The organism is uncultured Desulfosarcina sp. (genome assembly GCF_963664155.2).
In the GTDB taxonomy this organism is placed as follows: Bacteria; Desulfobacterota; Desulfobacteria; order Desulfobacterales; family Desulfosarcinaceae; genus Desulfosarcina.
On record NZ_CAXXXH010000001.1, the window covers coordinates 1,079,874 to 1,093,465 of the forward strand.

Annotated in this window: 16 protein-coding genes; 1 reads left to right on the forward strand and 15 read right to left on the reverse strand. The window is 51.8% G+C overall.

Going from position 1 to position 13,592, the window contains the following annotated elements; translation table 11 throughout:
- Positions 1-22: 22 nt before the first annotated feature.
- From clsB to ACHZBS_RS04825, 12 genes are all read right to left on the reverse strand, one after another.
- Positions 23-1,267, reverse strand: coding sequence for a cardiolipin synthase ClsB (gene clsB, locus ACHZBS_RS04770; RefSeq protein ID WP_319405384.1), 1,245 nt, complete (start codon positions 1,265-1,267; stop codon positions 23-25).
- 125 nt (positions 1,268-1,392) lie between these two features.
- On the reverse strand, positions 1,393-3,354 hold the full coding sequence (ftsH, locus tag ACHZBS_RS04775; RefSeq protein ID WP_319405385.1) for an ATP-dependent zinc metalloprotease FtsH: 1,962 nt from the start codon (positions 3,352-3,354) through the stop codon (positions 1,393-1,395).
- Between the two features lie 35 nt (positions 3,355-3,389).
- A complete protein-coding gene (locus ACHZBS_RS04780) occupies positions 3,390-3,674 on the reverse strand; it encodes a hypothetical protein (RefSeq protein WP_319405386.1) in 285 nt (94 codons plus the stop codon).
- Between the two features lie 48 nt (positions 3,675-3,722).
- Positions 3,723-4,751, reverse strand: a complete 1,029-nt coding sequence (locus ACHZBS_RS04785; RefSeq protein ID WP_319405387.1) for an SPFH domain-containing protein — start codon at positions 4,749-4,751, stop codon at positions 3,723-3,725.
- Positions 4,748-5,836, reverse strand: a complete 1,089-nt coding sequence (locus ACHZBS_RS04790) for an SPFH domain-containing protein (RefSeq protein WP_319405388.1) — start codon at positions 5,834-5,836, stop codon at positions 4,748-4,750. Before ACHZBS_RS04790 ends, ACHZBS_RS04785 begins: the two co-directional genes overlap by 4 nt.
- Positions 5,837-5,851: 15 nt before the next feature.
- A complete protein-coding gene (locus ACHZBS_RS04795; protein WP_319405389.1) occupies positions 5,852-7,051 on the reverse strand; it encodes a PAS domain S-box protein in 1,200 nt (399 codons plus the stop codon).
- A gap of 28 nt (positions 7,052-7,079) precedes the next feature.
- A complete protein-coding gene (locus ACHZBS_RS04800; RefSeq protein ID WP_319405390.1) occupies positions 7,080-8,558 on the reverse strand; it encodes a B12-binding domain-containing radical SAM protein in 1,479 nt (492 codons plus the stop codon).
- A gap of 393 nt (positions 8,559-8,951) precedes the next feature.
- Positions 8,952-9,242, reverse strand: coding sequence for a coiled coil domain-containing protein (locus tag ACHZBS_RS04805; RefSeq protein WP_319405391.1), 291 nt, complete (start codon positions 9,240-9,242; stop codon positions 8,952-8,954).
- Between the two features lie 36 nt (positions 9,243-9,278).
- Entirely contained in the window at positions 9,279-9,488 is a 210-nt protein-coding gene (locus ACHZBS_RS04810) for a DUF3185 domain-containing protein (RefSeq protein ID WP_319405392.1), read from the reverse strand.
- Between the two features lie 159 nt (positions 9,489-9,647).
- Positions 9,648-9,869: a CsbD family protein gene (locus ACHZBS_RS04815; protein ID WP_319405393.1), complete on the reverse strand. Its 222-nt coding sequence runs from the start codon at positions 9,867-9,869 to the stop codon at positions 9,648-9,650.
- Between the two features lie 221 nt (positions 9,870-10,090).
- Entirely contained in the window at positions 10,091-10,249 is a 159-nt protein-coding gene (locus tag ACHZBS_RS04820; protein ID WP_394707965.1) for a DUF3309 family protein, read from the reverse strand.
- A 93-nt stretch (positions 10,250-10,342) separates the two neighbouring features.
- Positions 10,343-11,101 (reverse strand): BON domain-containing protein, encoded by a 759-nt coding sequence (locus tag ACHZBS_RS04825; RefSeq protein WP_319409063.1) that lies wholly within the window; start codon positions 11,099-11,101, stop codon positions 10,343-10,345.
- Between ACHZBS_RS04825 and ACHZBS_RS04830 the strand changes: the two genes are divergently transcribed.
- Complete coding sequence (locus ACHZBS_RS04830) at positions 11,073-11,504, forward strand: hypothetical protein (RefSeq protein WP_319405394.1); 432 nt, start codon at positions 11,073-11,075, stop codon at positions 11,502-11,504. The two genes, ACHZBS_RS04825 and ACHZBS_RS04830, sit on opposite strands and share 29 nt — an antisense overlap.
- 159 nt (positions 11,505-11,663) lie before the next feature.
- On the opposite strand, the gene ACHZBS_RS04835 is transcribed toward ACHZBS_RS04830, so the two are convergent.
- Genes ACHZBS_RS04835 through ACHZBS_RS04845 form a run of 3 tightly spaced genes read right to left on the reverse strand, consistent with a single transcriptional unit; the run spans position 11,664 to position 12,996 of the window.
- Positions 11,664-12,320 (reverse strand): hemolysin III family protein, encoded by a 657-nt coding sequence (locus tag ACHZBS_RS04835; protein ID WP_319405395.1) that lies wholly within the window; start codon positions 12,318-12,320, stop codon positions 11,664-11,666.
- A 1-nt stretch (position 12,321) separates the two neighbouring features.
- Complete coding sequence (locus ACHZBS_RS04840) at positions 12,322-12,663, reverse strand: hypothetical protein (RefSeq protein WP_319405396.1); 342 nt, start codon at positions 12,661-12,663, stop codon at positions 12,322-12,324.
- 54 nt (positions 12,664-12,717) lie between these two features.
- The gene (locus ACHZBS_RS04845; protein ID WP_319405397.1) at positions 12,718-12,996 is read right to left on the reverse strand and encodes a hypothetical protein; all 279 of its coding nucleotides are present in this window, start codon (positions 12,994-12,996) and stop codon (positions 12,718-12,720) included.
- Positions 12,997-13,592 lie beyond the last annotated feature (596 nt).

Genomic DNA, 13,592 nt, shown 5'->3' on the forward strand with positions numbered 1-13,592 from the left:
CGGCCACTATCGTGGCGGTTCTTCAAGCTGAATGATCCATCGGCACTGCTCGGCCAGGCAGTTTACCCGGGGCATACCCCGCGATTCCGATCATGAATCGCACACCGCCGTAACTCAGCCAGCTCGCCAGACGTTGTCCGATGGTCTGCATTCTCCAGTTGTTCTCACCGATGCGCTGTGACCCCGCCTCCATGGCCTGTTCCAGGCTGAACTTTAATTCTTTGGCAAAGCCTTCATCGTCAATAACCACATTGGCTTCAAGCGATAGCAGCAGACTGAAAGGGTCGAGATTGGACGATCCCACCGTGGCCCAATGTCCATCGATCACGGCAACTTTGGCGTGCAGAAGGCTCTTGTAATATTCATAGATCTCAATTCCCGCATCCAGAAAACTGCGGTAGAGGGCATGCGAGGCATAATGCAGCAATGGGTGATCCATCTTTCCCTGCAACAGCAACACCACGCGGACACCACGCCCGGCTGCAGCCACAAGCGCATGGCGGAAGTTCAATCCGGGCAAAAAGTAGGCGTTGGCGAGTATGATCTCCCTTTGTGCCTGCTCGATTGCCTGCAGATAAGCACCTTCAATATCGCGACGGTTACGGATGTTGTTGCGTACCAGAAAAGCCGCCTGCATCAGGCCCGCGGGTTCGGTTGAAGGTGTGTATCTGGCATTGTCCCAGACCCGGCCGGGACGCAAGCGGGTCCAGGCCACCCGTGACCACACCCGGCGGGCAGAATCATGAATGGCTTTCACCAGCGGCCCTTGCACACTTACCGCGTAGTCAAAGCGCATCGATGGTTGACCAAGACTATCCATGCCATCGTTTATATTGATGCCGCCGACAAATGCGATCTTCCGATCCACGACCATGATTTTGCGGTGCAGGCGACGCAGCCGCCGGCGTCGCAGCGTCCAGGGCGAAGTCTTGGGCCGAAATTTCAGCACCATTACGCCGGCCGCCTCAAGGCCATCGGCCATGGATTTCGGCAAACCGATCGAGCCGAATCCATCGATCAGCAGGTGGGTTTTCACACCCCGAACGGCCGCCCGCCTGAGCGCTTCGGCAATGCGTCGGCCGGTGCCGTCATCTTCGAAAATATAGGTTTCCAGATAGATGTCGTGCATCGCCCGGTCCAGCGCTGTTTCGAGGGCTTGGAAATAAGCCTCGCCGTTTTGCAGCAGGGTGATCTGATTGTTGGGCACCATATGCGTCACTGCTGGATTATCCTTTTTCTCAGAATTCCGGTGACGTTTGCCGAACACGCGGAAGTATTGATTTGATTTTCATACATAGTTCTTCCTTGCTGCGTATGATCAGCCTCCTTTTGGTTTGAAGCGTGGTGTTCTCCACCGGGCTCCGGCCAATTAAAATAGGGACCCATAACATTCTATAGGGTGCCATTTTCAGCATCAGCTTTGGCGGCAATGTTTCGGGAGGGTTCAACGGGCGATGGAGCTGTCGTCCCAGCTTTGGCTGCCGACAGCATCTGCCTAAGCTCCTCTCCCTGCACACTTTCCTTCTGCGAAAGCAGACGGGCCAGGTCATCAAGGACAGGTCGCCTTTCCGAAAGGATTTTGCGTACACGCTGATGGGCTTCCTCGACAATCCTTGTGACCTCGTCATCGATCTGGGCGGCTTTGGCTTCACTGTACTTTTTACCCGGAGAAAAACTCTCCGGGAGAAACATCGCCTGACGCGGGCGCTCATAGCTCACCAGTCCCAGACTGTCGCTCATGCCATATTCCGTGACCATGGAACGGGCAATGTCCGTTGCCCGCTGCAAATCGTTCTGGGCCCCGGTTGAAATTTCGTTGAAAACGAGCTCCTCGGCAACGCGACCGCCAAAAAGGACGGCCAGGCGATCGATCAACTCCGAGCGCGTCATTAAATAACGATCCTCGGTGGGCTGCTGCTGGGTATAGCCCAGCGCCGCGATCCCGCGCGGAATGATTGAGATTTTATGCACCGGGTCGGCATGCTCGACAGATTCGGCCACAATCGCATGTCCGGATTCATGGAAGGCGACAATTTCCTTCTCCTTGGGATTCATCACCCGGTTCTTCTTCTGAAGGCCCGCCACCACCCGGTCGATGGCCTCGTCGAAATCCGTCAGCTCCACCGTCTCCTTATCGTTGCGGGCGGCCAGCAACGCGGCTTCATTGATAATATTGGCCAGGTCTGCCCCCACAAATCCCGGGGTGCGGCCGGCGATCATGCGCAGGTCCACTTCGGGGCCCAGGACTACATTTTTGGAGTGAATTTTCAAGATGGCTTCCCGTCCATTGATGTCCGGCCGGTCCACCAGCACCTGCCGGTCAAACCGCCCCGGCCGCAGCAAGGCCGGATCTAGAATTTCCGGCCGGTTGGTGGCGGCCATGATGATGACCCCTTTATTGGTTTCGAAACCGTCCATCTCCACCAGAAGCTGGTTGAGCGTTTGCTCGCGTTCGTCATGCCCACCCATCACGTTCATCCCCCGCGCCTTGCCCAGGGCGTCCAGTTCATCGATAAAGATGATACAGGGTGCTTGAGCCGCGGCCTGAGAGAAAAGATCGCGAACGCGGGCTGCTCCCACACCGACAAACATCTCCACAAACTCGGACCCGCTGATGCTGAAGAACGGTACCTTGGCCTCTCCGGCCACCGCCCTGGCCAGAAGGGTCTTGCCGGTCCCCGGCGGACCAACCAGAAGCACCCCCTTGGGAATCCTTCCCCCCAGTTTCTGGGATTTTTCCGGTGTGCTTAAAAATTCGACCACCTCCTGGAGCTCTTCTTTGGCTTCGTCGATGCCGGCGGCATCAGCGAACGTGACCTTGGTCTCGCTCTCGGCGAAAATCTTGGCTTTGCTTTTGCTGAAGGACATCACTCCCATCCCGGGCCCCATCTTTTTCATGGCAAATCGCCAGATCAGGAAAAAAAAGCCCAGTGGAAGAACCCAGGAGAGAATGATACCCAGAAATTTATTTTCGTATTTCCCGGAATAACTGACGTTGCGTTCATCCAGTTCCTTCGCCAGGCCCGGATCGTCGACCCGAATGGTCGTGAACGTCTGACCTGACTTTCCTGTCAGCGTTCCGGTGATATTTTCCGGGCCGATGACCAATTTGCCCACGGTCCCGTCGGCGATGGCTTGTTTGAACTGACTGTACGGGATCGTTTCCACGTTTGCAGAAAGGAAAAACTGTTGCAGGTAGGAAAAAAAAAGTATGGCCATCAGAAAATACCAGATGTTGAAACGTTTCTTGGGCGGAAGCGCGTTCTTATTTTTCGGATCGTCACCGGAACCGAAAAGGGAACGCAGCTTGTCCGTCAGATTGCCGATGGGGTCTTTATTTGCATTGGATGCCATTTTCATTTTCCCGTTTTAAATTTAACGGCGCCTGCTCAATCTCCGGAGATATATTTTTTCAACTCTGCCATGGCCTTCGAAATCTCCTGGAATGCCTCATGCATGCCTTCGGCCCCGTGGTCGATTTTGGATTTTCCTTTCTTTTCGATCTTGCCCCGAACTTCTGCTTTGATCTTTTTCAAGTGTTGGGCATGTTTTTCAACCTGCAGGCGATGCTCTTCTTTCAGGTCTTTGAGGGCATCGGCATTAATCCGTTGGACCAGTTCATCGGCCTCAGCCAGCAATTCGTCGATACTCTTGGAGGTTCGGTTTTCTGACATGACATTTCCTTTCCTTGGCCTTTCGGCAGTTCACCGCAACCACCGGCGTCATTTCGCGCCGGCAAGTGATTTGACGCCTAATGTTTCGATCAGCCGGTTGATGTCGGTGGTCTTGAGGTTCATCCCACCCTCTGATACCGGCAGCAGGATGATGCGCTTACCCTGAAGCGCCTCGGCGATTTTCAATTTCACGATCACTTCTCCACCCGATCCGGCCAGGGCATTGTTCATTTCCTGGATGCCCTTGGCATCCGCGATGCCTTCGGCCTGGATGGCCTTGGCCAGCAACTGCTGCTGTTCCTGGTATACATCGGCTTCGATCTTGTCCTTGAGGTACTGGCCGTCGGCATCGGCAACCATCTTGTTGACTTCGCCTTTGGCTTCTTCCAGTTTGCGCTTGTATTCCTCGGTGGCCGCGTGCTGGGCTGACTTGTTTTTTTCCACCTGCTGATCGGCCACCTTCTTGTCCTCGATAGCCTTGGTGTATTCGGGGTTGAAGCGGTAGTCGTTGGTCAGCACTTTTTCGACGACGATCCCCATGGGCCCCAGGATTTGCTGAAGCGCATCCTTGGCCTTGTTGGACTGGGTCTCGCGGGCTTCGGCGACATAAAAGGCCTCCGTCTTGAGTTCGCCGAAAATGTCGCGCGGTTTACTCCGCGCGACGGTTCGGACTATGGTATCGCGCAGGGTGACGTCGTCGCGGGCCACGTACTGGAGAATATAGGGTGCTTTGCTTGCATCGATGCGATAGGCGATAATCACATCCAGGCTGATGTCGTTGCCGTCGATGGTCTTGAACACCAGATCGTCCTGACTTCTGCGGTCGCCCCTGATTTTCGAATAGGTCATCTCCAGGTTCTGCAGCTTGGTGTCGAATACATTCCAGTCATTGATAAACGGCAGGAAAAAATAGGTCGCACCAGGTGCGTAAACCTGCTCCTCAACTCCCTTTGGTCCAAAAAGTCCCAACTTGCGGGTCCTGACACCGACCTGAGTTTCTCCGGTGGTATGCGGCATGCAGCCTGCCAAAACGGCCAACGTCAGCGTCAATGCGACCAGGATAAAAATGCGCCTCATTTGTCACCTCCTTTGCGAACGTCGAACAATTGCAGGGTGTTGCCGAGGTCCAAGGGGTTGACCCCGCTGGAGCCGTCGCTGGGCAGGATGATCAGGTCGAGCCCCTTGTAGACATCGGCCATTTTCAATCCCACCATGCGCTCCGAGCCGATCCCTTTCAGGGATTCATTTTTCAGGCGCACCCGCTCCGCCTCGGCCAGCTGAACCAGCAGGTCGGCCTCGGCTTTAATCTTGCGGACATAAAGGTCCTTCTCGGCGATCTTGCGGGTGACATAGGCCTTGCCCTTTTCCATCTCCACGGCGGCGATAACCATGCCTTCCTGGACGATCTTTTTCAGCTCCGCCTCTTCCTTGGCCGCCCGGGCAGCCGACTGGTTGGTAAAGACCATCTGGTCCTGGAGCTTTTTCTCCTCGATATTTTTCTGGATCTCCGGGCTGTACTTGAAATAACGGACCAGCACCTGGTCGACTTCGATGCCTTTCAGATTCAATTCGGTGTTCAGCTGAGCCTTGGCCTCTTCGGCCTTCTTCACTCTCATGGGACTGTTGTAAAATTCTTCGGTGGTCAGTTTTCCCAGCGTCTCTTTCAGGGCCGGCTCGGCCTTGGGGATGATGCCGTTGTCTTCAAAAAGGGTGCCGGGACCGATGGTGGTGAACACCAGGTAGGGGTCCTTGATGTGGTAAAGCATGGAGACGTCCACGTCCACGAAAAAACCGTCCGAGGTCTGGATGTGCGCGGCTCGGTCTTTGCGGGCCGCCGCTGCGGCGGTCTCGGGGAAATTAGTCAGCTCCAGCACCTGAATACCCTTGGGCAGGCGATACATCTGCTGCAATCCGAATGGCAGAATGAACGTCAGGCCGGCATGATAAACCTCTTTCTGAACACCGCGGTTAAGGCCTATCCGGACGACCTTGATCCCATATTGATCGGGCTGCACGTAAACGAAAAAGAGTTGATAGCTGACAGTCAGCAGCACGGCGATGACGACCAGGATCTTCAATCCAAAAGTCAGCCTGAGTGTTTTCAGCTTTCCCTTAAAATCGTCAATGGTGGACAAAATTTTTTCCAACAGGTCTTTGGTCATGATTACTTACTCCCTCTAAAGGACGATTCTATCGATTATCGGATCCACAGCAGGCAGATAGATGCACACCACGGTTCCGTGATCGACTTGCGATTCAATGGAAATCCAGCCGTCATGGTTTTTAACGATTCCGTAAACCGCAGCCATGCCAAGCCCGCGTCCGGGGAAATGGGTTGTGAAAAAAGGCTCAAACACCCGGCGGCGCGTTTCCTCATTCATCCCCTTTCCATTATCCGCGACGGTCAAACTGACATAGATGCCGGGAGCCAACCCGGCAAAGGCCTTTATGCGTTCATTGGTCATCAGTTCCCTGCGGCAGGTGATCCGGACAACCCCCTGCTTATCAATGGCCTCTGATGCATTGGCCAAGATCGCCAGCAAGGCTATTTGCATCTGATCCCTGTCGGCGATTATGGGCGGCAGATCGGAAGGCAGATCGATTTCGATGGTGATGGGCGAATTCAGAAATGACTTGACCAAGGGCAGGCTATCTTCTACCAACTCGTTCAGAAATATGCTTTCCGTGTTATATTTTCCGCCCCTGGCATAGGCCAACAGCTGCCGGGTCAACCGGGCCATCTGATCGGCCGCCTTTTTCATAGGCTGGACATGCTCATCGGTTGCCTCATCTAAGCCATCTGCCTCGAGCAGGTCCAGACTGCCTGTAATGACGGTGAGCGCATTATTGAATTGATGGGCAATCCCACCGGCCAGCGAGGCGACGGCGGCCATTTTCTGTGCCTGCTTGAGCTGGGATTCCAATTTTAGACGATCTTCTTCGGCTTTTTTGTGTTGTGAATTGTCGCGGATATTGCACTGGATTGTAAGCTGTTGGCCGACCTGATAGACATTGCTGATGAATTCGACTTCGATCTGCCGCCCATTTTTTGTCTCCAATGGTAAGTGCTCATTACGGATGTAGCCCTTATTCATCAATTCCTGAAAAGACGATTGGCTTGCCAGGATATCTTTGAAAGGGCCGAAATTCCAAAGCGCCATGCCCATAAAATCCTCACGCTCATAGCCCAGCAGGTCCACAAGGAATGGATTGACGTCGGTGATGTGTCCGTTTTCGGCGTCGATGATCAGAATACCGTCTTGGGCGGTTTCAAACAGTCGTCGATAGCGTGCCTCTGAAATGCTCAAGGCCTCATCCGCAGGATTCGAAGGCGCTTCGTTCGCTGTTGATGCAACCCGGTTCGTACTGGATCCCATATTTCCATCCTTCTTCGAAACGTTGTCTTTATAGAATGTATAATTCGCAAATTTTGCGGTAGTGGTAGCCGTATATGGACAGTGTTATCGCCACGGATATCAGACGAGGCTTGCAGATCAGGGTCCAGACCATCAGGGTCCAGTAATGAAAGCGCTCCTTTCCCAGAACCCCGAGTCGGAATGCACATCGAAAGAATGAAAGAAAGCGTTGAATATTCATCGGCTGGTTGACTTCAGGGGCCTTTAGCTCCTTCAATAACGTTCTCACCCGACGGTAGTAGTATTTAGGAGCATAAATATGCTTCATGATCGACCGATAACCGTCCACGAGCCTGTCCATGCCCATTCGGGGAATGATGTTGGTTGTTCCATCGACATTGTCCCCGGAGAAAATATCGACCACACGGCTTTCACGTTGCAGCCGATCGAATAGACGCGTTCCTGGCGGGGCCTGGAGCATGCCCACCATGGCGGTGACGATGCCGCTCTGCTGGATGAAATCGATCTGTCGCTGAAAGATGGAAGGCCCATCGTTGTCAAAACCCACAATAAAACCGCCCATCACCTGTAAGCCTGATCGGTGGATCGTGAGGACGCTTTCCAGCAGATTCCGGTTTTTATTCTGGGTTTTATGACATTCGGTCAGGCTTGTTTCCTCGGGCGACTCGATACCGATAAAAACGGAATCGAATCCGGCTGTGACCATCATGGCCAGGAGTTCAGGATCATCAGCGAGGTTGATGGAGGCTTCCGTGAAAAAAACACATCCTTGTTTCTGTTGCCGCCATTCGATCAGGGCAGGAAGTAAATGTTTTTTAAGATAGCCCGTATTACCGATAAAATTGTCGTCAACAAAAAAAATACTGCCCCGCCAGCCGGAAGCATAAATGCGATCCAGTTCCAGGATAACCTGCTGAGGTGTTTTGATGCGCGGCCGGTGACCGAATAAAGCCGTCACATTACAAAATTCGCAGTTGAACGGGCATCCTCGGGAAAACTGCACGTTCATGGACGCATAGCTTTTCATTTTTACCAGATCCCACAAGGGCGTCGGGGTACGGTAAAGATCGCAGAAACCGGAAGCCCTGTAGATTTTTTTCAGCTGTCCGTTTTGCAAGTCCGACAAAAAGGCGGGAAGTGTCATTTCGGCTTCGTCGAGAACGAGATGATCCACCTCCATGAATTCATCGGGTTCAGCGGTGAACAGCGGCCCACCGGCAACGACACGTAAACTTGACGCATGGCAGCGGGCGATGATTTGTTTGGCCGAGGTCCGCTGAACCGCCATTCCCCCAATAAAGGCCATGTCCGCCCAGGCAAGATCTTTATCCGTCAGTTTATCCACGTTCACATCCACAAGGCGCAAGGACCATGTCGGCGGCAGGAGGGCCGCAACGGTGAGCAGGCCCAGTGGCGGAAAAGCCGCCTTTTTGCCAATGAAACGCAATGCGTACGAAAAAGACCAAAACGTATCGGGAAACCGGGGGTAAATGAGGAGAATATTCATCTGATTAGACACCTTTCCTTATCCTTTATGATGAGATGCTCAATTTCCATGCCAGTGTTCGAACGCGTCGTTTTGATGATGTATCATTGCGATTTATAAAAGGATTTTCTTCTCAGGCACGGAGCAGGGAACCGTAGGTCGGTGCATGGATTGGGTCACATTTAACCGTTGGTCATATTTGACCCCGTTTCATGATCGTTTCGACAAGCACGGTCAGAATCCCGGAAATACACCCATCCCTTCGTATTCGGTTTCGTTGTCGGAAAACCGGCATCGCGGATCAAACCCCGTGAACCAGATTTTCGCCATCCTCCGACCACGGTCACTTTATCCTCATTTTTCAGCACAACTCAGTGGCGTCCGAATCTGGACCGATGGATGCGTCGTCCTTGCTCACTTGAATTTTGAGGAGGCACTGTGAAAGGCTGCCTTGACTTCATCCCAGGCCTTTTCCGCGCCGGTCTTGAGGTCTTCCCACGCCTCATCGCCGGCAGTCTTCAACTGGTGCAGTTTTTTCCCGGCCTCATCCTGCTTGTGCTGCAACATTTCGATTTTTTCGTAGTATTTGATCTTCGTTTCAGCCGTGGCCTTGTCTGCCCTGGCCTTGAGCAGCGCAATCTTGGCGTTCCATTCATCGAACTGTGCATCGAGCTTCTCTTCATTTGCTTTTCGCCTGTTCGTCATCGCAAACTCCTTGTGGTTTAAATGGTTTGATTCCTGTCAGGCCTTTTTTCTTCCCATGACCAGCAAAACGATACCGCCCACGAGGGCAACACCGCCAACGATCGGCGGCAGCGGAATCGTCCTGGTTTTGTCGGCCGTGACGTTGAGTGGGCCGAGATTGACGATATTTTCTCTGGTCGTATAGGTGAACCCTTGATACCCAAAGGCGACGATACCTATTGCGATAAGCGCTATGGCAAAAAGCATGGTTGTTCTTATCGGCATTTCCCTTCAATTTGATTCTGGTCCGTTTCCGGCAGCCGCAGGCCTGCTGCAGTCAACAGGGGCCTTGGGAGCCTGGCCGCTGCGATCAACCGTAATGACCTTCAGTATTGTGCTGTCCGCCCCTGGACGACTTTATTTCTCTCATCGCCATTTATTCGGCTTCGCGGTTCCAAACGAAGCTCGCCACTTGTCGACCACTTTTTTGACCTGGTCGATCTTTTCTTGAGCCTTCCCGTTTAGATGACCGTATTGTCCTTCGGCATCCAAATTTCTGTCGACGATCATTTTTTCGTCAGCCTCTTCAAGCTTGCACGTTATCTGTTGCATGGGGTTTAGGGTGTGGTCTCTTGTTCTCGGTTTCATGGTTTTTATCCTGTCTGATTTTCTTTTGAGTTGTTTTACTGAACGTTTGTGCAAGCCTCATCGCCGCCGTTCGCTGCGGAATAAAGGCCAAGGCTGTAGCAATTTTAAATCCCAGGTGGAGAAGCGCTGCGTCGAGGCTATCGCTGATGCTTCACTCCGTTCTCAAAAGAGCGAGAACACAGGGCCAGGCAGAATGATGATGTGTGTGGATGCGCGGCGGACTAAATTCTGCCCAAAACGAGCAGAATTAAAATGATAAGCACTACCACCCCGACCCCGCTGCTGGGCCCATACCCCCACGACCGGCTATGCGGCCAGACTGGGATTATTCCCACAAGTGCCAGTATCAGAATTACAAGTAGGATGGTTCCAAGTGACATTTTTCGTTCTCCCGTTAACAAGGGTTGATAACATGCTTTTGTTCCCGAGATTCTCTTTTCCCCAAGATGAGAGTTGGCGGACGATGACCCGCTTTACCCGACGGTCATGTTGTTGACTACCTGCTTTACGCCGTGAACGTCGCTCACGAGTTTGGTGGCCAGGTCCTTTTCAGCAGCGTTTTTGGCCTTTCCTCCTAAATTGACCACGCCTTCTTTCGTTTCGACCGTGGTTCTGAGGGCGCTGGTCGAGCGATGATACAGCAGCGTCGTCTTGACCAGGGCGGTGACGGACGCGTCATCGATGGATTCGCCGATGTCATCCATTTTTTCGCCCACTGTCTTTTCACCTGATGCCATGGTGGCCGTGGAAACGGTCATCTCGTTATTAACCGCTTTGACGCCTTCCACATCCTTGGCGAATTCTGTCGACAGATCTTTTTGGGCTTCATTTTCGGCTTCGCCGCGAAGGGTGATGACCCCCTTTTCCGCCAGCACCTCAGTAGCTGTGGCGCTCACGTTCCGATGAAATAAAAGGGTGGATTTCACTTTGGCAAGCAGCCATGCATTCGAGTACATAGCATGGACTTTGCCTTTCAATTTCAGCTTGTTGTCCACGCGTTGAACGCCTGGAAGGCTCGCCACCGTCTCCCGCGCCAATGCTTTGTCGGATTCTTCGGCAACTGTCCCGGTCAGGGTAACAATGCCATCCTTGGATCGGACGTTAACGTCATCGTCCTTGAGGTAGGTCTTGAACACATAGGACGCCCTGGCGGATGATTCGATGCGGTCATCCGTTTCGGATGCGAGCAGAAAGGGCACGTTGATGAAAACCAAAGCGGCCAATGCTGCCACCACTGCCAAACCAGCGATTGTTTTTTTCATGGTACTCTCTTTTCCTTTTTTTGGTTGTTTTCACTTCCCGGAAGCCATTTCCAGACAATTGATTTTATTCGACAAGCGTCAGATCAGGATTTCAGTATCCTGGAGGCAACGCCTCACCGCGGCTGCATATTTTTCGTCAAAACAAATTCTTTGGGGCTGCCGGGCCTTGCGTTTGATTTCCCATCTCGGGTTCTCCTCGACAAACATTGAAGCGATCAAATTTTCATTGCCGCTGCTCGAATGGATGATGCATTGCGGCGTTGGTGGGGGGCCACGGCAACCCTTATGCGCCATATACTGCTTCATGCAGCTACAATCTTTGTGCCATGAATCTAAAATCAACACACCATCACCCATCTGGTTGATTTATTAGATTTACTTAACCGCTTAGCGTTCTTTGAAAAACATTGAATGAGAAGAAAGATAGGTCGTATTTGACCAATGGTTACATATAACCCTTTCTTGATGACCGGAATGGAATGGGTGTTGGAGGCTGCCGGAGGTTTGAAATTAGGATGGAACGTATTGATCGTCAGGCCGCATACCAGAGGACCAAGAAATAATGGCATGTAGTGCCGGTGATGACAAAAAGGTGCCAGATAAAGTGGCCATAAGGCACCCGTGAATCGGTTGCGAAAAAGGCGACACCGGCGGTGTAGGACAGGCCTCCCGCAATCAATAAGAACAGTCCCGTTGAGGGCATGCTGGCAAATAAAGGCTTCACCGCGACCACGAGCAGCCACCCCATGAGCAGATACAGGCAGGTGGAAAGAATGGGGTGGGCGGCTTGATAGAATGCCTTCAGCACTACCCCGGATAATGCAAGACCCCATATAAGCCCGAAGAGAGTCCAGCCCAATGCGCCTCGGAGTATGCCAAGGGTTAACGGCGTGTAAGTGCCGGCAATAAGGATAAAGATCGCGGAATGCTCGATGACCCGAAAACAGCGTTTGGCTTTGCCGATTGGCCACGCATGGTAGAGCGTTGAGGCAAGATAAAGAAGAATCATAGAGGAGGCGAAAACACTCGTACCGACAATGAATCCGGCATCCCCGTGCCTTGCTGCATGCATGACGAGAAATGGTGTTCCGACCAGCGCGCCGATTAGCCCTGCGCCGTGACTGATGCTGTTGGCGATTTCTTCGCCCTGCGACTGAACACGATCTGGGTTTAAAAGGACTGCATGCACGTCAGTTCCATGGCCCCCAGTGACCATATACGCCAATCAGGGTCATCGCTTCCTGTGCCGTATAGGTGCGAACATTGATAATTTTGTTCTTTTTGTAGTAGTCGTCTTTAGAAAACAAAATTTTATGCCCTTCGCTCAATTCGTAGACGAAGTCTATCTCTTCAATCCACGCATGGTTTACTGCCCCGTCTTGCGGCAGCGTCGCTAAATTCCCATGCGCCAGACGATAATCGTCCGGGCCGTCGTTGATGTGTGGCTTTTGCATAAACTCCGCTGAAGTTCTGAAACAAGCCAATTGCGGTTTGGATTTTTCATCTGAGTGGATCGGTTTTGAAGCTGACATACTTTGTCCTGATCTTTTATGTAAAAACCACATCTGCTTAGAAATTTAATGAATTCACCGACCGGGTCTTACAAATGATAACATAATCATCTTATCTGCATTAAGCCAATTTTTAAAAAGTGTAACTTCCCGAGAACGAGCAACTCGGATTTGCGCCGGATCTAAAGGAAAAATCAGTTTTGGAACGTTGCGATAGGGCAGTCGGTTGTAGCGCGGAGTGCAAAGTGCCCCACTGTCGCAAGCAATCACTTGTCCTGCAATCGGCTTGTGTGAAGTAGCAAAAAATGCAAGACTGATTAGAATGAAGGTGTAAATAGTAAAAAAAGGTTGCATGATAGGTTATCCATGTAAATCGCAATTGTTTTTCTGACCGAGACGTCCCTTGAACCTCGGTATGAGCGGGTCGCCAGTTATTGTCCATTTTTTAAATCTGTTACAATTTTTAACCATGCGAAAGCCTGAATGGTGGCTGCTTGGCGCGGTACTCCACTTCAGGTGCACTAATGGACACTATTTTTTACTCGAATTCAGATGAAGGGGTTTACAATGGGAATATGCGCTTTGTGCGAGAAACAATCAAAGAAAGTCCGTAATGGCAAACCGCATGAAAATTTAATAAAAATGGATGAACCGCGTATTTTTACAGGGGCAACTCCTTCCGGATTCAAGGAACAGGACTATCTGTGCCTAACATGTAAATCAAAATTCTCTCACAGTACGAATAAAAACGATTTAACATGGACGTTATGGAAGGGTTAATGGTGCTCCCGCGTTAGAAGCACAGACGATATCGGAACGATTGGAGTTCTATTGAACCATGCAAATCAATAAAAGGACGATGGTCCACTTTTGTTATGTTAAGTTAAGTGTATTGCATGAAAACGAGCAGATGGATTCGGCAGATAGCTTGCCATATGCTGAAAAGTGAC